This is a genomic window from Citrobacter sp. Cf088, from assembly GCF_030334295.1.
GTDB classification, from domain to species: domain Bacteria; phylum Pseudomonadota; class Gammaproteobacteria; order Enterobacterales; family Enterobacteriaceae; genus Citrobacter; species Citrobacter freundii.
Map to the genome: position 1 here is coordinate 53,760 of NZ_JAOWEE010000054.1, position 23,382 is coordinate 77,141.

General features: G+C 51.9%; 29 protein-coding genes. 23 read left to right on the forward strand and 6 right to left on the reverse strand.

Features of this window, described 5'->3' with window-relative positions:
* Positions 1-18 precede the first annotated feature (18 nt).
* The 9 genes from rnr to OGV71_RS18815 all read left to right on the forward strand — a co-directional run bounded on the left by rnr (position 19) and on the right by OGV71_RS18815 (position 9,178).
* Positions 19-2,481, forward strand: coding sequence for a ribonuclease R (gene rnr / locus OGV71_RS18775; protein WP_003025612.1), 2,463 nt, complete (start codon positions 19-21; stop codon positions 2,479-2,481).
* Positions 2,482-2,551: 70 nt separating this feature from the next.
* On the forward strand, positions 2,552-3,283 hold the full coding sequence (gene rlmB, locus OGV71_RS18780) for a 23S rRNA (guanosine(2251)-2'-O)-methyltransferase RlmB (RefSeq protein ID WP_003025615.1): 732 nt from the start codon (positions 2,552-2,554) through the stop codon (positions 3,281-3,283).
* Positions 3,284-3,398: 115 nt separating this feature from the next.
* Positions 3,399-3,803, forward strand: a complete 405-nt coding sequence (locus OGV71_RS18785) for a YjfI family protein (protein ID WP_286533830.1) — start codon at positions 3,399-3,401, stop codon at positions 3,801-3,803.
* Between the two features lie 15 nt (positions 3,804-3,818).
* Positions 3,819-4,517: a PspA/IM30 family protein gene (locus OGV71_RS18790; protein ID WP_286533832.1), complete on the forward strand. Its 699-nt coding sequence runs from the start codon at positions 3,819-3,821 to the stop codon at positions 4,515-4,517.
* A 58-nt stretch (positions 4,518-4,575) separates the two neighbouring features.
* Positions 4,576-5,235: a YjfK family protein gene (locus OGV71_RS18795; RefSeq protein ID WP_061547583.1), complete on the forward strand. Its 660-nt coding sequence runs from the start codon at positions 4,576-4,578 to the stop codon at positions 5,233-5,235.
* A 17-nt stretch (positions 5,236-5,252) separates the two neighbouring features.
* Positions 5,253-5,651 carry a DUF350 domain-containing protein gene (locus tag OGV71_RS18800; RefSeq protein ID WP_061547582.1) on the forward strand — a complete coding sequence of 133 codons (399 nt, stop codon included), beginning with the start codon at positions 5,253-5,255 and terminating at the stop codon, positions 5,649-5,651.
* Between the two features lie 9 nt (positions 5,652-5,660).
* The gene (locus tag OGV71_RS18805; protein ID WP_032948379.1) at positions 5,661-6,302 is read left to right on the forward strand and encodes a DUF1190 domain-containing protein; all 642 of its coding nucleotides are present in this window, start codon (positions 5,661-5,663) and stop codon (positions 6,300-6,302) included.
* A gap of 2 nt (positions 6,303-6,304) precedes the next feature.
* Positions 6,305-7,471 carry a glutathionylspermidine synthase family protein gene (locus OGV71_RS18810; RefSeq protein ID WP_286533833.1) on the forward strand — a complete coding sequence of 389 codons (1,167 nt, stop codon included), beginning with the start codon at positions 6,305-6,307 and terminating at the stop codon, positions 7,469-7,471.
* A gap of 84 nt (positions 7,472-7,555) precedes the next feature.
* A complete protein-coding gene (locus tag OGV71_RS18815) occupies positions 7,556-9,178 on the forward strand; it encodes an isovaleryl-CoA dehydrogenase (RefSeq protein ID WP_204584212.1) in 1,623 nt (540 codons plus the stop codon).
* An 85-nt stretch (positions 9,179-9,263) separates the two neighbouring features.
* On the opposite strand, the gene yjfN is transcribed toward OGV71_RS18815, so the two are convergent.
* The gene (gene yjfN / locus OGV71_RS18820; RefSeq protein ID WP_003025637.1) at positions 9,264-9,539 is read right to left on the reverse strand and encodes a DUF1471 family protease activator YjfN; all 276 of its coding nucleotides are present in this window, start codon (positions 9,537-9,539) and stop codon (positions 9,264-9,266) included.
* A gap of 147 nt (positions 9,540-9,686) precedes the next feature.
* A complete protein-coding gene (gene bsmA / locus OGV71_RS18825; RefSeq protein WP_003025640.1) occupies positions 9,687-10,016 on the reverse strand; it encodes a biofilm peroxide resistance protein BsmA in 330 nt (109 codons plus the stop codon).
* A 181-nt stretch (positions 10,017-10,197) separates the two neighbouring features.
* Here bsmA and yjfP point away from each other — a divergent pair, with 181 nt between their 5' ends.
* Positions 10,198-10,947, forward strand: a complete 750-nt coding sequence (yjfP, locus tag OGV71_RS18830; RefSeq protein ID WP_204584210.1) for an esterase — start codon at positions 10,198-10,200, stop codon at positions 10,945-10,947.
* On the opposite strand, the gene ulaR is transcribed toward yjfP, so the two are convergent.
* Both ulaR and ulaG read right to left on the reverse strand, forming a co-directional pair.
* A complete protein-coding gene (gene ulaR / locus OGV71_RS18835; protein WP_003025646.1) occupies positions 10,944-11,699 on the reverse strand; it encodes an HTH-type transcriptional regulator UlaR in 756 nt (251 codons plus the stop codon). The genes yjfP and ulaR overlap by 4 nt on opposite strands.
* 106 nt (positions 11,700-11,805) lie before the next feature.
* The gene (gene ulaG / locus OGV71_RS18840; RefSeq protein WP_003025649.1) at positions 11,806-12,870 is read right to left on the reverse strand and encodes an L-ascorbate 6-phosphate lactonase; all 1,065 of its coding nucleotides are present in this window, start codon (positions 12,868-12,870) and stop codon (positions 11,806-11,808) included.
* Between the two features lie 367 nt (positions 12,871-13,237).
* Here ulaG and ulaA point away from each other — a divergent pair, with 367 nt between their 5' ends.
* The 6 genes from ulaA to OGV71_RS18870 are packed head-to-tail and all read left to right on the forward strand — an operon-like array spanning position 13,238 to position 17,647.
* Positions 13,238-14,635, forward strand: a complete 1,398-nt coding sequence (gene ulaA, locus OGV71_RS18845) for a PTS ascorbate transporter subunit IIC (protein WP_003025652.1) — start codon at positions 13,238-13,240, stop codon at positions 14,633-14,635.
* A 15-nt stretch (positions 14,636-14,650) separates the two neighbouring features.
* On the forward strand, positions 14,651-14,956 hold the full coding sequence (ulaB, locus tag OGV71_RS18850) for a PTS ascorbate transporter subunit IIB (RefSeq protein WP_003025655.1): 306 nt from the start codon (positions 14,651-14,653) through the stop codon (positions 14,954-14,956).
* Positions 14,957-14,966: 10 nt separating this feature from the next.
* On the forward strand, positions 14,967-15,434 hold the full coding sequence (ulaC, locus tag OGV71_RS18855) for a PTS ascorbate transporter subunit IIA (protein WP_003025658.1): 468 nt from the start codon (positions 14,967-14,969) through the stop codon (positions 15,432-15,434).
* 12 nt (positions 15,435-15,446) lie between these two features.
* The gene (gene ulaD / locus OGV71_RS18860) at positions 15,447-16,097 is read left to right on the forward strand and encodes a 3-keto-L-gulonate-6-phosphate decarboxylase UlaD (RefSeq protein WP_003025660.1); all 651 of its coding nucleotides are present in this window, start codon (positions 15,447-15,449) and stop codon (positions 16,095-16,097) included.
* A 9-nt stretch (positions 16,098-16,106) separates the two neighbouring features.
* Complete coding sequence (locus OGV71_RS18865) at positions 16,107-16,961, forward strand: L-ribulose-5-phosphate 3-epimerase (protein ID WP_204584208.1); 855 nt, start codon at positions 16,107-16,109, stop codon at positions 16,959-16,961.
* Positions 16,961-17,647 carry an L-ribulose-5-phosphate 4-epimerase gene (locus OGV71_RS18870; RefSeq protein ID WP_003839510.1) on the forward strand — a complete coding sequence of 229 codons (687 nt, stop codon included), beginning with the start codon at positions 16,961-16,963 and terminating at the stop codon, positions 17,645-17,647. Before OGV71_RS18865 ends, OGV71_RS18870 begins: the two co-directional genes overlap by 1 nt.
* A gap of 131 nt (positions 17,648-17,778) precedes the next feature.
* On the opposite strand, the gene yjfY is transcribed toward OGV71_RS18870, so the two are convergent.
* Positions 17,779-18,054 (reverse strand): DUF1471 family protein YjfY, encoded by a 276-nt coding sequence (gene yjfY, locus OGV71_RS18875; protein WP_003025668.1) that lies wholly within the window; start codon positions 18,052-18,054, stop codon positions 17,779-17,781.
* Between the two features lie 298 nt (positions 18,055-18,352).
* Between yjfY and OGV71_RS18880 the strand changes: the two genes are divergently transcribed.
* From OGV71_RS18880 to OGV71_RS18905, 6 genes are all read left to right on the forward strand, one after another.
* Positions 18,353-19,117 (forward strand): TSUP family transporter, encoded by a 765-nt coding sequence (locus OGV71_RS18880; protein ID WP_204584206.1) that lies wholly within the window; start codon positions 18,353-18,355, stop codon positions 19,115-19,117.
* 158 nt (positions 19,118-19,275) lie between these two features.
* The gene (rpsF, locus tag OGV71_RS18885; RefSeq protein ID WP_003025672.1) at positions 19,276-19,671 is read left to right on the forward strand and encodes a 30S ribosomal protein S6; all 396 of its coding nucleotides are present in this window, start codon (positions 19,276-19,278) and stop codon (positions 19,669-19,671) included.
* 6 nt (positions 19,672-19,677) lie between these two features.
* Complete coding sequence (priB, locus tag OGV71_RS18890; protein WP_003025674.1) at positions 19,678-19,992, forward strand: primosomal replication protein N; 315 nt, start codon at positions 19,678-19,680, stop codon at positions 19,990-19,992.
* A 4-nt stretch (positions 19,993-19,996) separates the two neighbouring features.
* Positions 19,997-20,224, forward strand: coding sequence for a 30S ribosomal protein S18 (gene rpsR / locus OGV71_RS18895; protein ID WP_000135199.1), 228 nt, complete (start codon positions 19,997-19,999; stop codon positions 20,222-20,224).
* Between the two features lie 41 nt (positions 20,225-20,265).
* Positions 20,266-20,715 (forward strand): 50S ribosomal protein L9, encoded by a 450-nt coding sequence (gene rplI / locus OGV71_RS18900; protein WP_003025676.1) that lies wholly within the window; start codon positions 20,266-20,268, stop codon positions 20,713-20,715.
* Between the two features lie 143 nt (positions 20,716-20,858).
* The gene (locus OGV71_RS18905; protein ID WP_003839516.1) at positions 20,859-21,782 is read left to right on the forward strand and encodes a DMT family transporter; all 924 of its coding nucleotides are present in this window, start codon (positions 20,859-20,861) and stop codon (positions 21,780-21,782) included.
* A 29-nt stretch (positions 21,783-21,811) separates the two neighbouring features.
* On the opposite strand, the gene OGV71_RS18910 is transcribed toward OGV71_RS18905, so the two are convergent.
* Positions 21,812-22,462, reverse strand: a complete 651-nt coding sequence (locus OGV71_RS18910) for a LysM-like peptidoglycan-binding domain-containing protein (RefSeq protein WP_204584204.1) — start codon at positions 22,460-22,462, stop codon at positions 21,812-21,814.
* Positions 22,463-22,681: 219 nt separating this feature from the next.
* Here OGV71_RS18910 and bamJ point away from each other — a divergent pair, with 219 nt between their 5' ends.
* Entirely contained in the window at positions 22,682-23,302 is a 621-nt protein-coding gene (gene bamJ, locus OGV71_RS18915) for a BamJ family beta-barrel-assembly machinery protein (RefSeq protein ID WP_003025685.1), read from the forward strand.
* Positions 23,303-23,382: the final 80 nt, after the last annotated feature.

Consider the following 23,382-nt stretch of genomic DNA (forward strand, 5'->3'; position numbering starts at 1 on the left):
GACAATGGAGGAACCTCAATGTCACAAGATCCTTTCCAGGAACGCGAAGCTGAAAAATACGCGAATCCTATCCCAAGCCGGGAATTTATCCTCGAACATTTAACTAAACGTGAAAAACCGGCCAACCGTGATGAGCTGGCCGCTGAACTCAACATTGAAGGTGAAGAGCAGCAGGAAGCACTGCGCCGCCGTCTGCGCGCGATGGAGCGTGACGGACAACTGGTCTTCACCCGTCGTCAGTGCTATGCGCTGCCGGAGCGTCTCGACCTGCTGAAAGGTACCGTTATTGGCCACCGTGATGGCTACGGCTTTCTGCGCGTTGAAGGCCGCAAAGATGACCTGTACCTGTCCAGCGAGCAGATGAAAACCTGCATTCATGGCGATCAGGTGCTGGCGCAGCCGCTGGGCGCGGACCGTAAAGGTCGTCGCGAAGCGCGTATTGTGCGTGTACTGGTGCCAAAAACCAGCCAAATTGTCGGTCGCTACTTCACCGATGCTGGCGTTGGGTTTGTCGTCCCCGACGACAGCCGTCTGAGTTTCGATATCCTGATCCCGCCGGAAGAGGTGATGGGCGCTCGTATGGGCTTTGTGGTCGTCGTTGAACTGACCCAACGTCCGACTCGCCGCACCAAAGCGGTGGGTAAAATTGTAGAAGTGCTGGGTGACAACATGGGAACCAGCATGGCCGTTGATATGGCCCTGCGTACTCATGAAATCCCATATATCTGGCCGCAGGCTGTTGAGAAACAGGTCGCCGGACTGAAAGAAGAAGTGCCGGAAGAGGCGAAAATAGGACGTGTCGATCTGCGCGACCTGCCGTTGGTGACTATCGATGGCGAAGATGCGCGTGACTTCGACGATGCGGTTTACTGCGAGAAGAAACGCGGCGGCGGCTGGCGTTTATGGGTGGCAATTGCCGACGTAAGCTATTACGTTCGCCCGCCGACTCCGCTGGACCAGGAAGCCCGCAGCCGTGGCACATCCGTTTACTTCCCGTCGCAGGTTGTTCCGATGCTGCCGGAAGTGCTGTCTAACGGATTGTGTTCGCTCAACCCGCAGGTGGACAGGTTGTGTATGGTCTGTGAAATGACCATTTCGTCGAAAGGCCGTTTAACCGGCTTTAAATTCTACGAAGCGGTCATGAGTTCCCATGCACGTCTGACCTACACCAAGGTCTGGCACATGCTGCAGGGCGACCAGGAGCTGCGTGAGCAGTACGCACCGCTGGTCAAACACATTGAAGAGCTGCATAACCTCTACAAAGTGCTGGATAAAGCCCGTGAAGAGCGCGGCGGTATCTCGTTTGAAAGTGAAGAGGCGAAGTTTATCTTCAATGCTGAACGCCGTATTGAGCGTATTGAGCAGACGCAGCGTAATGACGCGCACAAGCTGATTGAAGAGTGCATGATCATGGCGAACATCTCAGCGGCGCGATTCGTTGAGAAAGCCAAAGAGCCAGCGCTGTTCCGTATTCACGATAAGCCGACGACCGAAGCGATTAACTCGTTCCGTTCCGTCCTGGCAGAGCTGGGACTGGAGCTGCCAGGTGGCAACAAACCTGAGCCGCGCGATTACGCTGAACTGCTGGAGTCGATTGCTGACCGTCCTGACGCAGAAATGCTGCAAACCATGCTGCTGCGTTCGATGAAGCAGGCGATTTACGATCCGGAAAACCGTGGTCACTTCGGCCTGGCGCTGCAATCTTATGCACACTTTACTTCACCGATCCGTCGTTACCCGGATCTCTCCTTGCACCGGGCGATTAAGTATCTGCTGGCGCAGGAGCAGGGCCATAAAGGCAACACCACTGAAACGGGTGGCTACCATTATTCGATGGAAGAGATGCTGCAACTGGGTCAGCACTGTTCGATGGCCGAGCGCCGTGCTGACGAAGCCACACGCGATGTCTCTGACTGGCTGAAGTGCGACTTCATGCTGGATCAGGTGGGGAATGTCTTCAAAGGCGTGATTGCCAGCGTCACCGGATTTGGTTTCTTTGTCCGTCTTGATGAGCTGTTTATCGACGGTCTGGTGCATGTCTCCTCCCTGGATAACGACTACTATCGTTTCGACCAGGTTGGGCAGCGCCTGACGGGGGAATCCAGCGGTCAGATGTATCGCTTGGGCGATCGCGTGGAAGTTCGCGTGGAAGCAGTCAACATGGACGAGCGTAAGATCGACTTTAGCTTGATCTCCAGCGAACGTGCGCCGCGTAATGAAGGTAAAACTGCGCGCGAAAAAGCCAAAAAAAGCGATGCGGGTAAAAATACCGGTAAACGTCGTCAGATGGGCAAAAAGGTGAATTTCGAGCCGGATAGCGCTTTCCGCGGTGAGAAAAAAGGCAGAGCCAAACCTCAGGCGGAAAAGAATGCGGCTGAGAAGAAAGGCGACAAAAAAGCGAAAAAGCCATCGGCAAAAACGCTTAAAATTGCTGCCGCCACCAAAGCTAAACGTGCGGCGAAAAAGAAAGTCGCACAATAACTGCCATAAACAGTAAGTCGGGCAATCTCGTGTTGCCCGCGTTATGCATAAACTATTAACGAGTACATTCATGAGTGAAATGATTTACGGCATCCATGCGGTGCAGGCTCTGCTGGAACGTGCGCCTGAGCGCTTCCAGGACGTCTTTATTCTCAAAGGTCGTGAAGATAAACGCCTGCTGCCGCTGATCCACGCACTGGAAGCACAGGGTGTTGTCATTCAACTGGCTAACCGTCAGTTTCTGGATGAGAAAAGCGAGGGTGCGGTACATCAGGGGATTATTGCTCGCGTGAAGCCTGGGCGTCAGTATCAGGAAAACGATCTGCCGGATCTGATTGCTACGCTCGATCAGCCGTTCTTTTTGATCCTCGATGGCGTCACCGACCCGCATAACCTGGGGGCATGCCTGCGTAGCGCCGATGCCGCTGGCGTACATGCTGTAATCGTACCGAAGGATCGTTCCGCTCAGTTGAATGCGACGGCGAAAAAAGTGGCCTGCGGTGCGGCAGAAAGCGTACCGCTGATCCGCGTGACCAACCTGGCGCGCACCATGCGTATGCTGCAGGAAGAGAATATCTGGATCGTCGGAACCGCTGGTGAAGCCGACCATACTCTCTACCAGAGCAAAATGACCGGACGTCTGGCGTTGGTGATGGGAGCAGAAGGTGAAGGTATGCGCCGTCTGACCCGTGAACACTGTGACGAACTCATCAGCATCCCGATGGCAGGTAGCGTTTCGTCGCTGAACGTTTCAGTTGCGACGGGCATCTGCCTGTTTGAAGCAGTCCGCCAACGCAGCTAAGCTTAATTTTCGGAAAAAGCCATCCTGATTCGGATGGCTTTTTTTTATCTTAAACAAGTATGATAAAGGCTGAAAAATGATATTTATTTCTAATTAACTAATATATGGGAAATATATGGCATGGAATCCGCAGGTGCTTGCTGAAGCACTACAAACTCTTCAAGAATTAAATATAGATATTGAAAATGATGAGCGGTCATTAATTATTAAAATGAATGATTATGGCGATTTGCCGCTCAGTGTGTTATTTACATCCCGCCAGATTATTATTGAAACCATTATTTGTCCTGTCAGCAGTATTCATCAGCAAGATGAGTTTAATGTTTTCTTATTGCGTAATCAGAAACTCCTTCCTCTGTCTTCCGTGGGGATTTCACGCGTTCAGCAGGATGAATATTACGTCGCATTTGGGGCGCTTTCCCTGAACTCATCGTTGGATGATGTGGTCCTGGAGATGACGACGCTTGCGGATAACGCTCTGGATTTGGCTGAAATCACTGAAGAATACACTCACGAATAACAAGGAACGCTATTGATGGGAATTTTAAAAAGCCTGTTTACCCTCGGCAAGTCCGTACTTTCTCAGGCGGAAGAATCAATTGAAGAAGCGCAGGGTGTGCGGATGCTGGAACAGCATATTCGTGATGCGAAAGGTGAACTGGATAAAGCCGGAAAATCGCGGGTTGACCTGCTGGCACGCGTGAAGATGAGTAATGACAAGTTAAGCGATCTGCGGGCACGCAAATCCAGTCTGGAAACGCGAGTGCTGGAAGCACTGAGTAAAAACGCTAACCCGTCTCTGATTAACGAAGTTGCAGAAGAAATTGCCCGTCTGGAGAATGTCATTACCGCTGAAGAGCAAGTGCTCACTAACCTTGAGAGCTCTCGTGATGGCGTCGAAAAAGCGGTTAGTGCAACCACACAACGGATTGCGCAGTTTGAGCAGCAGCTGGAGGTGGTAAAGGCGACAGAAGCGATGCAGCGCGCCCAGCAGGCCGTGACCACGTCGACCGTGGGCGCGTCTTCCAGCGTGTCTACCGCCGCAGAGTCGCTCAAGCGTTTACAAATGCGCCAGGCAGAGCGTCAGGCGCGTCTGGATGCTGCCGCACAGCTGGAAAAAGTTGCGGATGGGCGTGACCTTGACGAGAAGCTGGCCGAAGCAGGTATTGGCGCAAGCAATAAAAGTTCTGCTCAGGATGTGCTGGCACGATTGCAGCGCCAGCAAGGCGAGTAATCATACGGCGATATATGCCAGCATCGACCGGAGGCTGGCACATCATTAAGGATAAATGATGACGAGTTTTTTCCAGCGTTTATTTGGTAAAGCGGATGTTGCTGCGCCAGTTCGCGGGCCGTTGGGGTTACATCTGAATGCCGGGTTTACGCTCAATACATTGGCATTTCGCCTGTTAGAAGAGGCTTTATTGATCGAATTGCCCGGTGAGGAGTACACCGTTGCTGCAGTCAGCCACATTGATTTAGGCGGCGGAAGTCAGATTTTCCGCTACTACACGTCCGGAGAAGAGTTTCTGCAAATCAATACCACGGGCGGCGCAGACATGGATGATATCGACGATATCAAATTCTTTGTTTATGAAGAAAGCTACGGGATTTCGCAGAAAAAACACTGGCAGTCTGCGATTAGTCCGGCCGCAATAGGCACACCGACGCTCGCCTGGCAGGAAGCGCGCTGGCAGCGCTTTTTTAACGACGAAGAGCCGGGGAATATAGAGCCAGTTTATATGCTGGAAAAAGTGGAAAACCAGCAGCACGCCACGTGGGAAGTGCATAATTTTACCATGGGCTATCAGCGACAGGTTGCTGATGATACCTGGGAATACCTGCTGTTAAACGGTGAAGAGTCGTTCAATGAGCAGGGCGAGCCTGAGTGGGTATTCTCACGGGCGCTAGGCGTGGATATCCCATTGACGTCACTTAATATTATTGGTTAATTTCAGGGAAGGTTTTAATGCACATACTGAGTTCATTACTGGCTTTTGGCGCCTATTTTTTTATTGGCGCAGCCATGGTGATTGTTTTTCTGGTCATCTACTCAAAAATTACGCCGCACAATGAATGGCAGCTGATTAAAAATAACAATATGGCGGCGTCGCTGGCGTTTAGCGGCACGTTGCTGGGTTACGTCATTCCGTTATCCAGCGCGGCAATTAACGCCGTCAGCATCCCGGATTATTTTGCCTGGGGCGGCATCGCGCTAGTGATACAACTGATCATTTACGGCGGCGTGCGTTTATATATGCCGGCACTGAGTGAAAAAATTATTAATCACAACACCGCAGCGGGACTATTTATGGGAACCGCCGCGCTGGCGGGAGGCATTTTTAACGCCGCCTGCATGACATGGTAATGGACGATCATGGCAAGAAAACGTAAATCCGGAAACAAAAACAGAACATCAGGGCATTCTGCTATCACGCGAATCGATCGCCCGGTTAACCCCTTTGTAAGAAAACGCAGTCGTTACAGCGGAAAGTATCTGACGCTGGCTATTATGGGCGGAGCGGCATTTTTTATCCTCAAGGGGTGTAGTGATGACGCAGGGGCAGACAACGATGGCGACGGTACCTTTTACTCCGCGGTGAGTGAATGTATTGACGATGGCAATAGCGCCACCGTTTGTGCTGATGGCTGGAACAATGCGAAAACAGAGTTCTACTCCAACCTGCCAAAGCAGATGAATAAGCAAAGCTGTCAGACCCAGTTTGGCGACTGCTATCTCGACAGCACCGATCAAAGCTGGGTGCCTGTATTCACCGGTTTTTTACTCAGTCGCGTCATTCGTAAAAATCGCGACGAACAGTATGTCTACAGCAGCGGCGGTTCTTCTTATGCTTCGCGCCCGGTCTGGCGCACGACTTCTGGGGATTACAGCTGGCGTTCCGGTAGTGGAAAAAATGATACCGCGACCAGCCATAGCTATACGACAAAGAAAGTTTCGACGGTTTCACGCGGTGGCTACGGACGTTCGTCCAGCGCGCGTGGGCACTGGGGAGGTTAACGATGCTGCGACATGATGTTCCTGTTCGGCAAGATTTGGACAGGATCGCTTACGATCACGGTTTCGATTTTCATATTATCGATAACGAAATCTACTGGGATGAGAGTCGGGCTTACCGCTTTACGCTCAGACAAGTGGAAGAGCAGATCGAAAAACCTACTGCGGAACTGCACCAGATGTGTCTGGATGTCGTCGAACGAGCAGTTAACGACGAACAGATTATGCAGCAACTGGCGATCCCGCCGCTGTACTGGGACGTTATTGCCGAAAGCTGGCGCAATCGCGATCCCTCCCTGTATGGCCGCATGGATTTTGTCTGGTGCGGTAATAATTCTCCGGTCAAGCTGCTGGAGTACAACGCGGATACGCCAACGTCGCTCTATGAGTCGGCGTACTTCCAGTGGCTATGGCTGGAAGATGCGCGCCGCAGCGGCGTTATCCCACGCGATGCCGATCAGTACAATGCCATTCAGGAGCGGCTAATATCCCGTTTTGCTGAGCTGTATAGCCCGGACCCCTTCTACTTTTGCTGCTGTGAGGATACCGATGAAGATCGTACCACCGTGCTGTATTTACAGGATTGCGCACAGCAGGCCGGGCAAGAATCGCGGTTTATTTACGTTGAGGATCTGGGGCTTGGCGTCGGTGGCGTGCTGACGGACCTTGATGACAATGTTATTCGTCGCGCCTTTAAGCTGTATCCCCTGGAGTGGATGATGCGTGATGACAATGGTCCGTTGTTACGCCATCGGCGTGAACAGTGGGTTGAACCGTTGTGGAAGAGCGTGCTCAGCAATAAAGGGTTGATGCCGTTACTGTGGCGTTTCTTTCCCAATCATCCCAACTTGCTACCCGCCTGGTTTGACGGTGAAACGCCACAAATTGCGCCAGGTGAAAGCTATGTGCGCAAACCGATATTCTCCCGCGAGGGAGGAAACGTCACCATTTTTGATGGTCAGCAGCAGGTCGTTGAGCATGCTGAGGGTGATTACGCCGAAGAGCCGATGATCTATCAGGCATTTCAGCCGTTACCGCACTTTGGCGACAGCTACACGCTGATCGGCAGTTGGATCGTAGATGATGAAGCATGTGGTATGGGGATCCGCGAAGATAATACGTTGATCACTAAAGATACGTCTCGTTTTATTCCTCACTATATTGCGGGCTAACCCTACTTTTGTGATCTCCCTCCGTCGCGAATCATGGGGTTCTGACCATACTTAAGGCGACGTCCATTGACGGAGGGAAACACAATGCACTGGCAAACGCATACCGTTTTTAATCAACCTGCACCGCTCAATAACAGCAATTTGTACCTGTCAGATGGGGCTCTGTGCGAAGCGGTCAATCGCGAAGGTGCGGCTTGGGATAGCGATCTCCTCGCCAGTATTGGTCAGCAGTTAGGGACTGCAGAATCGCTCGAATTGGGTCGGTTGGCTAACGCTTATCCACCTGAACTGTTGCGCTACGACTCTCAGGGTCAGCGGCTGGATGATGTGCGTTTTCATCCTGCCTGGCATTTGCTGATGCAGGGATTGTGCGCCAACCGTGTGCATAATCTGGCCTGGGAAGAAGACGCGAGGCAGGGAACATTTGTTGCCCGGGCGGCGCGTTTCATGCTACATGCACAGGTTGAAGCAGGCACGTTGTGTCCGGTGACCATGACGTTTGCCGCTACGCCGCTGTTACTTCAAATGTTACCCGCCCCCTTTCACGACTGGCTGACGCCGCTGCTAAGCGACCGTTATGACTCGCATTTACTGCCCGGTGGGCAAAAGCGTGGGCTGCTGATCGGCATGGGCATGACCGAGAAGCAGGGTGGTTCAGATGTGCTGAGCAATACCACACAGGCAGAACGTCTTGTCGACGGCTCGTATCGGCTGGTGGGACATAAGTGGTTTTTCTCCGTGCCGCAAAGCGATGCCCATTTGGTGCTGGCCCAAGCAAAGGGCGGCTTATCCTGCTTTTTTGTACCGCGATTTTTACCTGACGGGCAGCGTAATGCCATCCGTCTTGAACGACTGAAAGATAAGTTAGGCAACCGCTCCAACGCCAGCTGCGAGGTTGAATTCCACGATGCGATTGGCTGGCTATTGGGCGAAGAAGGGGAAGGTATCCGCCATATCCTGAAGATGGGCGGGATGACGCGTTTTGACTGCGCGCTCGGCAGTCACGGCATGATGCGACGTGCTTTTTCCATCGCGATTTATCATGCGCACCAGCGACAGGTTTTTGGCAAGCCATTGATTGAACAGCCGATGATGCGTCAGGTATTAGGCCGGATGGCGCTCCAACTGGAAGGTCAGACGGCGCTACTGTTTCGACTGGCGAGGGCCTGGGACCGTCGTGCTGATGCCAAAGAAGCGCTGTGGGCCAGGCTGTTCACGCCTGCGGTGAAATTCTCCGTTTGCAAGGTCGGTATGCCGTTTGTGGCTGAGGCGATGGAAGTGCTGGGCGGGATTGGCTATTGCGAGGAGAGTGAGCTGCCGCGCCTGTATCGTGAGATGCCGGTAAACAGTATCTGGGAAGGCTCCGGCAACATTATGTGCCTTGATGTATTGCGGGTACTGACAAAACAACCCGGCATCTACGATATGCTCAGCGAAGCCTTTGCGGAGGTAAAGGGGCAGGATCGGCATTACGATCGAATGGTGCGTCAGTTGCAGCAGCGTTTACGTAAACCCAGTGAGGCATTGGGACGGGAGATTACGCAGCAGCTTTTCCTGCTCGGTTGCGGGGCGCAGATGTTGCGTTATTCTTCTCCGCCAGTGGCGCAGGCCTGGTGCCAAATGATGCTTGATACGCGGGGTGGACTACGATTGTCTGAACAGGTGCTGAACGATTTGCTCCTGCGGGCAACGGGGGGGTTACGGTAATAACTTGCCTGATGGCGACGCGGGTGCGTCTTATCATGCCTACGCTCAGTCCAGGTCAGATAAGTTTACGCCATCCGGCAATCTGTTACGCATAAAGTATGGCCTGTACGCGCCAGTTGTCGGGCTGCTGGTCTTCGTACATCTGAATGATCCGATACCATGAGGCACCTTGTTCATCCGCTTTTAACGCGATTACACGTTCTACATCCTGCAGATTTCCTGCAATGTTACTGACAGAGATCAGGCCAATTTCGTTCAGGCCCGTAACGCAGTCAGCACTGGCGAATTCGGCAGACTGCGCCGTAGTACCTGCCAGTCCGGCAGAAAGCAGCAGTGAGGATAAGGCAAGAGATTGTTTCATCGTCAGCTCCATTATTCGTACCCCTACACACGGCAGGGCATTCCATCGCGATAATAAACCTCAAGCTTCCTGCTGTTGGTTTATTGTGCACAGGTAAACGCATAGAGGCGCAAAGCAATGTAAAGCTGACTAAATTTCAACCCAATGTTATTTACGATACAAAATTGCCTGTGAATACCATTGGCCTGTCACGATGGTTTCATCTACTAATAAAACCACGTAGTAATCAGCTTTAGCCGCGACGGCTTTGGCACGGATCTCTGCCAGCGCATCATCCGGAGAGCCTCTTACCAGCGCGCTAACCGTCCCTAATCGCTGTAACCCATTACTCTGGTCACGGCGGATCTCCTGCGGGTGGTCGGCAACGGGCGGTGCGGGTTGCGGCGTTCCCTGTAGCACGCTACAGGCGCTTAAAAACATAACCAGCAACAAAGAGGCAAACCGACGCATAACTCTATCTCGTTTCCTGATAGCCATAGTGTAGTGCCTTATTAATTTCCCTTTAGGGGAATGTTCCCGAATTGTTATCTCTCACGCGATTTTCGAATGAAAATGTTGCGAAAGCGTAACCCAGTTCTCAACATTATGAATCATTGCCAAACACATTCGCTTGCGTTAAGTATTGCTGCATGGCATACCAGAAAAAAAGGGGCAACAAATGATAGAAATTGAGACACGACAGTTAGCTGGTATCCCTGTCCTGCACGCCGTTCCGGCTGGTAAACGCGAATGTTCACTCCCTTGTATTCTCTTTTATCACGGGTTTACATCTTCAAGTCTGGTCTACAGTTATTTTGCCGTTGCGCTGGCTCAGGCCGGGTTTCGCGTCGTCATGCCAGATGCGCCCGAACATGGCGCCCGATTTAACGGTAATGCTCAGGAGCGAATGTTCCGCTTCTGGCATATATTGCAGCAAAACATGCAGGAGTTTACGACGTTACGTGCGGCTCTGGTGGCAGAAAATTGGCTTTCAGATGAGCGGCTTGCCGTCGGTGGGGCATCAATGGGAGGAATGACTGCATTGGGCATAATGGCGCGTCATCCTGAGGTTAAATGTGTAGCCAGCCTGATGGGCTCAGGATATTTTACCCGGCTTGCGCAGACACTTTTTCCTCCTTTACTGGTTCAGACCCCAGAGCAACAGGTGGAATTTGATGCCGTTATCGCCCCGCTTGCCGAATGGGACGTTACGCATCAGTTGCCACGCCTCGCCGACAGGCCGTTGCTGCTGTGGCATGGACAGGATGATGATGTTGTACCGGCTGTTGAAACCTTCCGCTTACAGCAAGCGCTGATTCAGGCAGGTTTGGACAACAATCTGACCTGCCTGTGGGAAGCGAGCGTACGACATCGCATCACGCCAGAAGCGTTGGCCGCAACAGTGACGTTTTTCCGCCAGCACCTTTAAACACGCATAATGCTCACGCCCTGAGCTTCAAGCTGTTGCAGAATCTCAGGGTTCGCGTTTTTACCGGTAATGAGCATATCGATTTGATCGGCGCGACTGAACAGCATCCCCGCGCGTTCACCGACCTTACTGCTATCGACCAGTACCACCAGTTTGCCTACCACGTTAAGCATCTTCTGCTCGGCCATCGCGGTCAGCATATCGGTTTTATACAGTCCGTCCGCGGTCAACCCTTTGCCGCTGGTAAACATCCAGTGTCCGGCATACAGGCTATTTTCACTGCCTTGCGGGCTAAGCGTGATGGATTGGCTTTTGTTGTATTGCCCGCCCATGATGATCACGCTGTCATGCTCCTGGTCGATCAGATAGTTCGCCAGCGGCAGATAATTGGTGATGATCTGCACCGGCTTGCCGCACATTTCGCGACCCAGCAGGAAAGCGGTCGATCCGCAGTTGATCACTACGCTTTCACCCGCATTCACAAGCTGGGATGCTGCCTTGGCAATGCGAACTTTTTCATCGTGGTTCTGCGCCTGGTGCAGATTCATTGGCGTCCAGCGCGGTCTCTGTTGGGTAATAGCTTCTGCGCCGTTGCGTACTTTCTTGAGTTTGCCGCTTTCGTCGAGCTTGTTGATGTCCCGGCGCGCTGTGGCGGGTGAAATCCCCAGACGCTCAATTACGTTCTCAACGGTAACAAAGCCCAACTGCGCCAGCATATCCAGCAATATTTGATGTCTTTGTGCTTCAGTCATGAGCTATTCCGATACAAATTGATTTGAAAAGATGATATTTGAAATAGCCTGGAAATACTAAAGTAAATGGGAAAAAATGCCGGGATGGCCCGGCATTTTGTGTGGATCACAAGAACGATTTAAACGGTAAATCCGGTTCAATGGTGAAGCAGTCATCAAAGCCGCGCGGATAGTGATATTCAAAGTTATCTTTGTCCAGCGGCCAGGTGAACTTGCCACCTACCTGCCAGATGAATGGCTTAAAGCCATACTTAAGGCGATCTTTTTTCATCTCCCACAGTACGCGGATCTCCTGTGGATCGGCCTGAAAGTTTGACCAGATATCATGATGGAAAGGGATCACCACTTTTGTATTCAGGGCCTCCGCCATACGCAGCATGTCAGAACTGGTCATTTTGTCCGTAATACCCCGTGGGTTCTCGCCGTAGGATCCGAGTGCGACGTCGATCTGGTGCTCGTTGCCATGCTTTGCATAGTAGTTGGAGTAGTGTGAGTCGCCGCTATGATAAAGCGTACCGCCCGGCGTTTTGAACAGATAGTTTACGGCGCGGGCATCCATACCATCCGGCAGCACGCCAGCGGCTTTTTGATCGGCGGGCAGGGTGATTAACGCAGTACGATCAAACGCATCAAGCGCATGAATTTCAATATCTTTCACTTTCACCACATCGCCTGGTTTTACCACGATGCAGCGCTCTTTTGGTACACCCCAACCGATCCACAGATCCACACAAGTCTGCGGTCCAATAAACGGCACGTCGTCGGCACAGTTCTGCATGACGGCTGCCGCAACATTTACGTCGATGTGATCGTTATGATCGTGTGTGGCCAGCACCGCATCGATCTGACGAATGGCAAACGGATCAAGAACAAACGGCGTGGTGCGCAGGTTTGGCTGCAGCTTCTTCACCCCTGCCATGCGTTGCATCTGGTGACCGGTTTTCATCAGCGGGTTACCGTGACTCTGTTTGCCCGTGCCGCACCAGAAATCGACGCAGACGTTAGTCCCGCCTTCCGACTTCAGCCAAATTCCGGTACAGCCGAGCCACCACATCGCGAAAGTACCTGGTGCGACCTGTTCCTGCTCGATCTCTTCATTCAGCCAGCTTCCCCACTCCGGGAATGTGCTCAGGATCCATGATTCACGCGTGATGCTTTTTACTTTACTCATCGCAATTACCTTCATGTTTGTTCAAGTTGAATCAAATTTTGATTTGTTTTGATTGATACTGACATCATTTTCTCAAGAAGGCAATGCGTTGATTTTTGGTGTTGAATGAAAAATTGTTAACAAATTACAACGTGACAAGATGGTTTATATGAAATGTATTTTTGTATTTTATTGTTTTGATTGGTTTTATTTTGAATTGAATGAATTAGGAGTAAATCCACTCTGCAAGTAAGAGAATTATTTGCGTACTGCATCACATTTAATCAAATTCAATCTTGTTGTGATTACTTTTGAAAATTAGAGTGAGGGCACAACATCCTGGGCATCTGTAATGAATGTTCAGCAACTTCGTCTACTGGAGATCGTTATGGAGATCCTCTACAACATCTTTACCGTCTTTTTTAATCAGGTCATGACCAATGCACCGTTGCTGTTGGGTATTGTGACCTGCCTCGGCTACATCCTGTTGCGTAAAAGTGTCAGCGTTATTATCAAAGGCACGATCAAAACGATTATTGGTTTTATGTTATTGCAGGCAGGGTCGGGCATTCTGACCAGCACGTTTAAACCGGTAGTGGCGAAGATGTCCGAGGTTTACGGTATCAACGGTGCGATTTCCGATACCTATGCCTCCATGATGGCAACCATCGAACGTATGGGGGATGCCTATAGCTGGGTAGGGTACGCGGTACTGTTGGCGCTGGCGCTAAACATTTGTTACGTGCTGCTACGGCGGATTACCGGTATTCGTACCATCATGCTGACCGGGCACATCATGTTCCAGCAGGCGGGCCTGATCGCCGTCTCTTTCTACATCTTTGGCTATTCCATGTGGACCACCATCATCTGTACCGCGGTGCTGGTGTCGCTCTACTGGGGCATTACCTCCAATATGATGTACAAGCCGACCCAGGAAGTGACCGACGGCTGTGGTTTTTCCATCGGTCACCAGCAGCAGTTCGCCTCCTGGATTGCTTACAAAGTCGCGCCGTATCTGGGTAAGAAAGAGGAGAGCGTAGAAGATCTCAAGCTGCCAGGCTGGCTGAATATCTTCCATGACAACATCGTTTCTACCGCGATTGTGATGACCATCTTCTTCGGGGCGATCCTGCTCTCTTTCGGCATTGATGTGGTTCAGGCGATGGCGGGTAAAACCCACTGGACCGTGTATATCCTGCAAACCGGTTTTTCGTTTGCTGTCGCTATCTTCATCATCACCCAGGGCGTACGTATGTTCGTTGCTGAACTTTCAGAAGCGTTCAACGGTATCTCTCAACGTCTGATCCCGGGCGCGGTACTGGCCATCGACTGCGCGGCGATTTATAGCTTTGCTCCTAACGCGGTGGTCTGGGGCTTTATGTGGGGGACCATCGGCCAACTGATTGCGGTGGGCATCCTTGTGGCCTGCGGCTCTTCCATTCTGATTATCCCAGGCTTTATCCCGATGTTCTTCTCGAACGCCACTATCGGCGTATTTGCTAACCACTTTGGCGGTTGGCGCGCAGCGCTCAAGATTTGCCTGGTGATGGGGATGATCGAAATCTTCGGCTGCGTCTGGGCGGTGAAGCTCACCGGTATGAGCGCCTGGATGGGCATGGCGGACTGGTCAATTCTGGCACCGCCGATGATGCAAGGCTTTGCCTCCATCGGCATCGTGTTTATGGCCGTCATTATTCTGATTGCACTGGCTTATATGTTTTTCGCAGGACGCACGTTGCGTGCTGAGGAAGACGCAGAAAAACAACTGGCAGAACACTCTGCTTAATAAGGAGTTCCGATTATGACCGTACGTATTCTGGCTGTGTGTGGCAATGGGCAGGGCAGTTCCATGATCATGAAAATGAAGGTGGACCAGTTTTTAACCCAGTCAAATATTGACCATACGGTAAACAGCTGCGCCGTGGGTGAATACAAAAGTGAACTGAGCGGCGCGGATATTATCATCGCCTCTACGCATATCGCCGGTGAGATTACCGTTTCTGGCAATAAATATGTCGTTGGCGTACGCAACATGCTGTCTCCTGCCGATTTTGGACCAAAACTGCTGGAAGTGATCAAAGCGCATTTTCCGCAGGACGTGAAGTAAGGGGCGGCATATGAAATTACGTGACTCGCTGGCAGACAATAGTTCCATCCTTTTGCAAGCCGAGGCCAGTACCTGGCAGGAAGCGGTAAAGCTTGGCGTGGATCTGCTGGTTAAGGCTGATGTGGTTGAACCACGCTACTACCAGGCCATCCTTGATGGCGTTGAGCAGTTTGGCCCGTACTTTGTGATTGCGCCAGGCCTGGCGATGCCGCACGGCCGTCCGGAGGAAGGGGTCAAGAAAACCGGTTTTGCGCTGGTGACGCTGAAAACGCCGCTGGTGTTTAACCACGAAGATAACGACCCGGTCGATATTCTGATAACGATGGCGGCAGTTGATGCCAACACACATCAGGAAGTGGGCATCATGCAGATCGTGAATCTCTTTGATGACGAAGCCAATTTCGACCGTTTACGCGCCTGCCGCACCGCGCAGGAAGTGTTGGATTTAATTGATAACGCCACTGCGGCGGCTGTTTAAAAGGATACCAAAATGTCATTACCTATGTTGCAGGTTGCGCTGGATAACCAATCAATGTCTTCCGCGTATGAAACGACGCGTCTAATTGCCGAAGAGGTCGATATCATTGAGGTGGGCACTATTCTTTGTGTGGCAGAGGGCGTGCGCGCCGTTCGCGATCTGAAAGCGCTTTACCCACATAAAATTGTACTGGCGGACGCCAAAATTGCCGATGCGGGAAAAATCCTCTCCCGCATGTGTTTCGAAGCCAACGCTGACTGGGTTACCGTCATCTGCTGTGCCGATATCAACACCACCAAGGGTGCGCTGGAGGTGGCGAAAGAATTTAACGGTGATGTACAGATTGAACTGACTGGTTACTGGACCTGGGAGCAGGCGCAAGAGTGGCGTGACGCAGGGATTGGGCAAGTTGTATATCACCGCAGTCGTGATGCGCAGGCGGCGGGCGTGGCGTGGGGAGAAGCGGATATCAGCGCGATCAAGCGTCTGTCCGAGATGGGCTTTAAAGTCACCGTCACCGGCGGTCTGGCGCTGGAAGATCTGCCGCTGTTCCAGGGAATTCCGATTCACGTCTTTATTGCTGGCCGCAGTATTCGCGATGCCGCCTCTCCGGTGGAAGCTGCCCGTCAGTTCAAACGTTCTATCGCCCAACTGTGGGGATAAGGAGCGACTATGTTGTCGAAACAGGTCCCGCTCGGTATTTATGAAAAAGCACTCCCCGGCGGGGAGTGCTGGCTGGAACGCTTGCAACTGGCGAAGGTACTGGGCTTTGACTTTGTCGAAATGTCGGTTGATGAAACCGACGCTCGCCTGGCGCGTCTTGACTGGAACCGCGAGCAGCGACTGGCGCTGGTGGCCGCTATCGCCGACACTGGGATACGGGTACCGTCCATGTGCCTGAGCGCTCATCGTCGTTTTCCGCTTGGTAGTGAAGATGATGCGGTACGCGAACAGGGGCTGGAGATTATGCGTAAAGCCATTCAGTTTGCGCAGGATATCGGTATTCGCGTTATTCAACTGGCGGGTTACGACGTTTATTACCAGCAGGCCAATAACGAAACGCGTCGTCGGTTTCGCGATGGGCTGAAAGAGAGCGTAGAGATGGCGAGCCGTGCACAGGTGACGCTGGCGATGGAAATCATGGATTATCCACTGATGAATTCGATCAGTAAGGCGCTGGGATACGCCCACTATCTCAACAATCCGTGGTTCCAGCTGTATCCCGATATTGGCAATTTATCGGCGTGGGATAACGACGTGCAGATGGAGCTGCAGGCGGGAATGGGCCATATAGTTGCCGTACACGTGAAAGATACCAAACCTGGCGTATTCAAAAATGTGCCGTTTGGTGAAGGGGTTGTCGATTTTGAACGTTGTTTTGCGACGCTCAAACAGAGTGGGTATTGCGGGCCATACTTGATTGAGATGTGGAGCGAAACGTCGGACGACCCGGCACGTGAAGTGGCGAAGGCGCGCGACTGGGTGAAAGCGCGTATGGCCAGCGCGGGCCTGGTGGAGGCAGTGTAATGCAAAAACGTAAACAGCAGGTTTTTGAGGCCAACATGGATCTGCCGCGCTACGGTCTGGTGACGTTTACCTGGGGTAACGTCAGCGCCATCGACCGCGAACGCGGGCTGGTGGTGATTAAGCCCAGCGGCGTCGACTACCAAACAATGACAGTGGATGACATGGTGGTTGTGGATCTGCACGGTAATGTGGTGGAGGGACGCTATCGTCCTTCTTCCGATACCGCCACCCATCTGGCGCTGTATCGCCGTTATTCCTCTCTCGGCGGCGTGGTGCATACCCACTCAACCCACGCGACGGCATGGGCGCAGGCAGGTCTGGCAATTCCTGCGCTCGGCACGACGCATGCTGACTACTTCTTTGGCGATATTCCCTGTACCCGGGCTTTAACTGAAGCTGAAGTTCAGGAGGAGTATGAACTTAATACCGGTAGGGTGATTATTGAAACGCTCGGGGAGGTGGAACCTTTACATACGCCTGGCGTAGTGGTGTACCAACATGGCCCGTTTGCCTGGGGCAAAGATGCTCACGACGCGGTACATAACGCTGTGGTGATGGAAGAGGTGGCAAAAATGGCATGGATTGCGCGTGGCATTAATCCGGCGCTCAGCCCCATCGACAGTTACCTGATGAATAAGCACTTCATGCGTAAGCACGGCCCAAATGCCTATTACGGCCAGAAGTAAGAAAAAACGTTCCGGAGCCAACTCTTCATGGGGATGAGATCGGCCTGGCTTCGGGATTGTTTTGCAAAAAAAGCCCCCAGTGAAGGGGGCAAGTCAAACTGTGGCAATGTTCTCGTTGGTTGTTTCTGGTGCTAGCGATAAATATCTGCACTGGCGTGCATATTTCCGTTACTACCGGGTTCCCTGGTGAGGATCACGTGATAGTAGGTTGCGCCTTGCGCATCGGTTTCTTCATTCAGGGCCTGAGTGGCTTCACTTTCAGTGGCGAAGTTATGATTTATGTAAATAACGCCTAAGCTCTGCACATCATCCATATTCCTGGCCTGATGATTGTCAATTTTGATGGCTGCCGTTGCATTTGCACTGAGCAAAAGTACAGCCAGAAGGGTCAAAACACGGGCTCGCATATGTACCTCCTCGACTGCGGTCTCTGGTTAGCTCTCTCCTGTGAGTGGATAACTTCTGATTTAATTTTAACCGCTGCCGGCGCAGTCGATAGCGACCATTTCTGATGCAGTTGTTCAAAAAATTACCGCAAAGCCATCTTTTCTTTAATTAACAATCAGCTGATGCCTTCCGCTACGGTTAAAAATACCTGCCTTACGCGCATAAGCTCTTACCAAATAGTCAATTTAATCGGGTGAGTACGCCGTTTATAGTGAGCCAGATAATTAATATAACTTTATGATAATTAGGCAAAAACTTATGGATACTTCATTCATGGATTTCAGCTATTTCGTGATTATGTTTATGGTCGCGCTGGTGGCTGGCTTTATTAACGTGGTGTCGGGCGGCGGTGGTTTTCTCTCTATTGGCGCTCTCTTAATTTCTGGTTTACCCCCGGCTAATGCGCTGGCAACCAATAAAATTCAGGCACTGGGTAGCTCGCTAACCTCCGGAATTTACTTTTTACGCCGGGGACATATTAATGTGCAGGAGCACAAATATGTCTTTTTATCTGCCTTTATCGGTTCTGCGATGGGCACAACGCTTATCCAGTTTATTGAACCGGACGTGTTGAAGAAACTGCTGCCGATCCTGATTATCGCGGTCGCTATCTACTTTATTTCTGCGCCTAATCTTAGCGAACCGAAAAGGAAGCAGCAGGTATCCCTGTTTCTCTTCTCGTTGATCTGCGGGGGAGGTATTGGGTTTTATGATGGTTTTCTCGGTGCCGGGGCCGGCTCCTTTTATACGCTCTGCTATATCCTGTTGTGGGGATACAGTATCGATAGAGCGCAAATCCACTCGAATTTTATTAACCTGGCGTCGAACATTGCCTCGATTCTGTTCTTCATTTTCGGCGGTAAAATGATCTGGTCGCTGGGGCTGGTGATGTTTGCCGGACAATCCCTTGGCGCACGTCTGGGTGCGACAGTTGTACTGACGCGCGGCAAGAAAGTCATCCGACCCATGATTGTCATCGTCTCTATTTGTATCAGCGTCAAAATGCTGCTGGATATGTATTAATGGCGACATGATAAATAATCGTACAAGCACCTTGAGTTTAACTGCTGACCCCAGTATTATGACGCGTCATTTTTCAGCCGACCTTTAACACGTTCCTTGCCTCCATGGGCCTCGGCTGACCCAGACAGGAGGCTGAATAATCCGTAAGGAGCAATTCGATGCGTCATTACGAAATCGTTTTTATGGTCCATCCTGACCAGAGCGAACAGGTTCCGGGTATGATCGAACGCTACACTGCTGCCATCACTGGTGCAGAAGGCACGATCCACCGTCTGGAAGACTGGGGCCGCCGTCAGCTGGCTTACCCGATCAACAAACTGCACAAAGCTCACTACGTTCTGATGAACGTTGAAGCGCCGCAGGAAGTGATCGATGAGCTGGAAACTACCTTCCGCTTCAACGATGCCGTTATCCGCAGCATGGTTATGCGTACTAAACACGCTGTTACCGAAGCATCTCCGATGGTTAAAGCGAAAGACGAGCGCCGTGAGCGTCGCGATGATTTCGCTAACGAAACCGCAGATGATGCTGAAGCTGGGGATTCTGAAGAGTAATTTCTGATGACCAACCGTCTGGCGTTGTCCGGCACCGTGTGCAGGGCTCCCCTTCGAAAGGTCAGTCCATCAGGAATTCCTCATTGCCAGTTCGTGCTTGAGCATCGTTCTGTGCAGGAGGAAGCCGGGTTTCACCGGCAGGCGTGGTGCCAAATGCCCGTTATTATTAGCGGACACGAAAACCAGGCCATTACTCACAGTATAACGGTCGGTAGCGCAGTGACCGTTCAGGGGTTCATCTCTTGCCACAAGGCAAAGAACGGCCTGAGCAAAATGGTTCTGCATGCCGAGCAGATTGAATTGATAGATTCTGGAGACTAGCCATATGGCACGTTATTTCCGTCGTCGCAAGTTCTGCCGTTTCACCGCGGAAGGCGTTCAAGAGATCGACTATAAAGATATCGCTACGCTGAAAAACTACATCACCGAAAGCGGTAAGATTGTCCCAAGCCGTATCACCGGTACCCGTGCAAAATACCAGCGTCAGCTGGCTCGCGCTATCAAACGCGCTCGCTACCTGTCCCTGCTGCCGTACACTGATCGTCATCAGTAATCGGTCACGGTCCATTAATACGACTTTGAGAGGATAAGGTAATGCAAGTTATTCTGCTTGATAAAGTAGCAAACCTGGGTAGCCTGGGTGATCAGGTTAACGTTAAAGCGGGCTATGCTCGTAACTTCCTGGTACCACAGGGTAAAGCTGTTCCTGCTACCAAGAAAAACGTTGAATTTTTCGAAGCGCGTCGCGCTGAGCTGGAAGCTAAACTGGCTGACGTTCTGTCCGCTGCTGAAGCTCGTGCTGAGAAAATCAACGCATTGGAAACCGTAACCATCGCGTCTAAAGCTGGCGACGAAGGTAAACTGTTCGGTTCCATCGGTACTCGCGACATCGCTGACGCTGTAACTGCAGCTGGCGTTGAAGTAGCTAAGAGCGAAGTTCGTCTGCCGAACGGCGTTCTGCGTACCACTGGTGAGCACGAAGTGAGCTTCCAGGTTCACAGCGAAGTGTTTGCTAAGCTGACTGTAAACGTAGTTGCAGAATAAGTTTTTATTCTGATGACCGCGTAAAAGCGCCGGCCCTGTGCCGGCGTTTTGCTTTTCTGTTCCCCCCGCTTTTCTCTCTGGCTATTCTTTATCCTTTTCGGGATAATCACAAAAATAAAACATTATTTCAAAGTGGTGATGGAATGGAACCAACGCACCAACCTCTGTTTGCGCGTAAAAATGTTGTCTATCTGAGCGCGGCGTTCTGCTGCCTGCTGTGGGGGAGCGCCTATCCGGCGATCAAAAGCGGATATGAGATCTTCCAGATTGCCACGGATGACATTCCCTCAAAGATTGTCTTTGCCGGATATCGCTTTCTGTTTGCGGGAATATTGCTGCTAATGCTGGCGCTGGCACAGCGAAAACCGATTGGCCGGTTAAGCCCGCGTCAGTACGGCCAACTCACGCTGTTGGGGCTGACGCAAACCTCGCTGCAATACATCTTCTTCTATATCGGCCTGGCGTTCACCACGGGGGTGAAAGGGTCCATCATGAATGCGACCGGGACCTTCTTCAGCGTGCTGCTGGCCCATTTTATCTACCATAATGACAAATTGAGCTACAACAAAGCGCTGGGCTGTATCCTCGGCTTTGCTGGGGTGATGGTAGTGAACTTTAGCAGCGGAATGGATTTTAGTTTCAGCCTGTTAGGAGACGGTTCAGTAGTGATGGCGGCCTTTATTCTTTCTGCTGCCACGCTATATGGAAAACGTATTTCTCAGACGGTGGATCCGACGGTAATGACAGGGTACCAGTTGGGCGGTGGCGGTCTGGCGTTGGTTATCGGTGGCTACGCTTTTGGCGGCACGCTGACCGTACACGGTGCGTCTTCGGTGGCAATTCTGGGCTACCTGACGTTACTCTCTTCTGTCGCCTTTGCCTTGTGGAGTATTCTGCTCAAGCATAATCGTGTGGGAATGATTGCGCCGTTTAACTTCCTGATCCCGGTTTCGGGGGCGCTGCTGTCGGCGATATTCCTCGGCGAAAACATTCTCGAATGGAAATATGCACTGGCGCTGGTGCTGGTCTGTTCGGGGATCTGGTGGGTGAATAAGGTGAAGCGCTGACGCTTCACCTTGATGCCTGATGGCGTCGCTTAACGGGCGCGAATAAAACTGCCGTTTGGCTGGCGGGTGAACAGAACCTGCTGGCCATTCCCGGTATCAATGGTTAATCCCGTCACCACGCCATTGGCATTCTGCCTGATCTGCACCATCTGACCGTCTTTCAGGTTGCTTAGCGGTTTTCCCGCGCCTTCAACCTGCGCCATTGCATACACATCGGTTGGCGGGAGGTTATGGTCACGGAAGACCTGGGCCAGCGTTTTGCCCGAGTCTACGCGATAAGAGCGCCACTGTTGCTCAATTCCGCTATCCTGTTGGAAAGGTTGCGTCTGCGGCTGAGATTGCTGAGCCTGCGGCTGCGCATCAGGTTCTCCTTCCTGAATTGGCTCTGGAGCAACCGGAGCGACCTGGCCGGGATCGTTTTGCGGGGCGACTAACTGTGCCTGTAGCTGAGTCTCGGTTGGTGGCTGCGACTGTGACTGTAAATCCAGCTGGGCAGTACGCGTCACCACAGGGGCATCGCTGGTGTCACTGGAAGGAAGCAGGAAACCTATCACCAGCACGATAGCAGCAATAATAATGCCGCGGCGGTGCATAGGCGGTAGCGGATCCATAATGCGAAAATTGTCCGGTGCATGCCAGATTTTCGCCAGGGTTGGTTTTAATTCAAAGCGCCCGGGCATGGCTTTCCTCCTGCTCCGCGTCTCGTTCCTCGATCATAGAGTATAGATGGCTAACGCTATGATGTTCGTCATATTACCCGCTTTCGTGACGTCAACGCGGGATATTCCTATTGTTTATGTTTCCTCGCGATTTGTCATCTGTTCCCGAGACAAAGTTTTACCGGATGCGGCATGGCTGATATGCTGCCCGCTACTTTACATCCGATGAAAGGAAATATGATGGCTAACCCGACTTTTGACACTATCGAAGCGCAAGCAAGCTACGGCATTGGTTTGCAGGTAGGACAACAGCTGAGCGAATCCGGACTGGAAGGACTGTTGCCTGAAGCGCTGGTAGCGGGTATCGCTGACGCGCTGGAAGGTAAGCACCCGGCAGTGCCGGTTGATGTTGTGCATCGCGCGCTGCGTGAAATCCATGAGCGCGCTGATGCAGTACGTCGCGAACGCTTCCAGGCTATGGCGGCTGATGGCGTCAAATATCTGGAAGAAAACCGTGAGAAAGAGGGTGTGAACAGCACTGAATCCGGTTTGCAGTTCCGTGTTCTGACTCAGGGCGAAGGGGCTATTCCGGCGCGTACTGACCGCGTTCGCGTGCATTATACCGGTAAACTGATCGACGGTACCGTGTTTGACAGCTCTGTCGCACGTGGCGAACCGGCTGAATTCCCGGTTAACGGCGTAATCCCTGGCTGGATTGAAGCACTGACCCTGATGCCGGTAGGTTCGAAATGGGAACTGACTATTCCTCAGGAACTGGCTTACGGCGAGCGTGGTGCTGGCGCGTCCATTCCTCCGTTCAGCACGCTGGTGTTCGACGTTGAGCTGCTTGAGATCCTGTAAGCAGTGACTTCTGTTCCCCCCGAGGCCGGGGGGAGCAAAAAAATAGCGTGAAAAGCTATAGTTACGTCGTTGTCGATATT

Coding starts and splice junctions, on each gene's coding strand:
- rnr (WP_003025612.1), top strand. CDS start 19: ATGTCACAAGATCCTTTCCAGGAACGCGAAGCTGAAAAATACGCGAAT.
- rlmB (WP_003025615.1), top strand. CDS start 2,552: ATGAGTGAAATGATTTACGGCATCCATGCGGTGCAGGCTCTGCTGGAA.
- OGV71_RS18785 (WP_286533830.1), top strand. CDS start 3,399: ATGGCATGGAATCCGCAGGTGCTTGCTGAAGCACTACAAACTCTTCAA.
- OGV71_RS18790 (WP_286533832.1), top strand. CDS start 3,819: ATGGGAATTTTAAAAAGCCTGTTTACCCTCGGCAAGTCCGTACTTTCT.
- OGV71_RS18795 (WP_061547583.1), top strand. CDS start 4,576: ATGACGAGTTTTTTCCAGCGTTTATTTGGTAAAGCGGATGTTGCTGCG.
- OGV71_RS18800 (WP_061547582.1), top strand. CDS start 5,253: ATGCACATACTGAGTTCATTACTGGCTTTTGGCGCCTATTTTTTTATT.
- OGV71_RS18805 (WP_032948379.1), top strand. CDS start 5,661: ATGGCAAGAAAACGTAAATCCGGAAACAAAAACAGAACATCAGGGCAT.
- OGV71_RS18810 (WP_286533833.1), top strand. CDS start 6,305: ATGCTGCGACATGATGTTCCTGTTCGGCAAGATTTGGACAGGATCGCT.
- OGV71_RS18815 (WP_204584212.1), top strand. CDS start 7,556: ATGCACTGGCAAACGCATACCGTTTTTAATCAACCTGCACCGCTCAAT.
- yjfN (WP_003025637.1), bottom strand. CDS start 9,539: ATGAAACAATCTCTTGCCTTATCCTCACTGCTGCTTTCTGCCGGACTG.
- bsmA (WP_003025640.1), bottom strand. CDS start 10,016: ATGGCTATCAGGAAACGAGATAGAGTTATGCGTCGGTTTGCCTCTTTG.
- yjfP (WP_204584210.1), top strand. CDS start 10,198: ATGATAGAAATTGAGACACGACAGTTAGCTGGTATCCCTGTCCTGCAC.
- ulaR (WP_003025646.1), bottom strand. CDS start 11,699: ATGACTGAAGCACAAAGACATCAAATATTGCTGGATATGCTGGCGCAG.
- ulaG (WP_003025649.1), bottom strand. CDS start 12,870: ATGAGTAAAGTAAAAAGCATCACGCGTGAATCATGGATCCTGAGCACA.
- ulaA (WP_003025652.1), top strand. CDS start 13,238: ATGGAGATCCTCTACAACATCTTTACCGTCTTTTTTAATCAGGTCATG.
- ulaB (WP_003025655.1), top strand. CDS start 14,651: ATGACCGTACGTATTCTGGCTGTGTGTGGCAATGGGCAGGGCAGTTCC.
- ulaC (WP_003025658.1), top strand. CDS start 14,967: ATGAAATTACGTGACTCGCTGGCAGACAATAGTTCCATCCTTTTGCAA.
- ulaD (WP_003025660.1), top strand. CDS start 15,447: ATGTCATTACCTATGTTGCAGGTTGCGCTGGATAACCAATCAATGTCT.
- OGV71_RS18865 (WP_204584208.1), top strand. CDS start 16,107: ATGTTGTCGAAACAGGTCCCGCTCGGTATTTATGAAAAAGCACTCCCC.
- OGV71_RS18870 (WP_003839510.1), top strand. CDS start 16,961: ATGCAAAAACGTAAACAGCAGGTTTTTGAGGCCAACATGGATCTGCCG.
- yjfY (WP_003025668.1), bottom strand. CDS start 18,054: ATGCGAGCCCGTGTTTTGACCCTTCTGGCTGTACTTTTGCTCAGTGCA.
- OGV71_RS18880 (WP_204584206.1), top strand. CDS start 18,353: ATGGATACTTCATTCATGGATTTCAGCTATTTCGTGATTATGTTTATG.
- rpsF (WP_003025672.1), top strand. CDS start 19,276: ATGCGTCATTACGAAATCGTTTTTATGGTCCATCCTGACCAGAGCGAA.
- priB (WP_003025674.1), top strand. CDS start 19,678: ATGACCAACCGTCTGGCGTTGTCCGGCACCGTGTGCAGGGCTCCCCTT.
- rpsR (WP_000135199.1), top strand. CDS start 19,997: ATGGCACGTTATTTCCGTCGTCGCAAGTTCTGCCGTTTCACCGCGGAA.
- rplI (WP_003025676.1), top strand. CDS start 20,266: ATGCAAGTTATTCTGCTTGATAAAGTAGCAAACCTGGGTAGCCTGGGT.
- OGV71_RS18905 (WP_003839516.1), top strand. CDS start 20,859: ATGGAACCAACGCACCAACCTCTGTTTGCGCGTAAAAATGTTGTCTAT.
- OGV71_RS18910 (WP_204584204.1), bottom strand. CDS start 22,462: ATGCCCGGGCGCTTTGAATTAAAACCAACCCTGGCGAAAATCTGGCAT.
- bamJ (WP_003025685.1), top strand. CDS start 22,682: ATGGCTAACCCGACTTTTGACACTATCGAAGCGCAAGCAAGCTACGGC.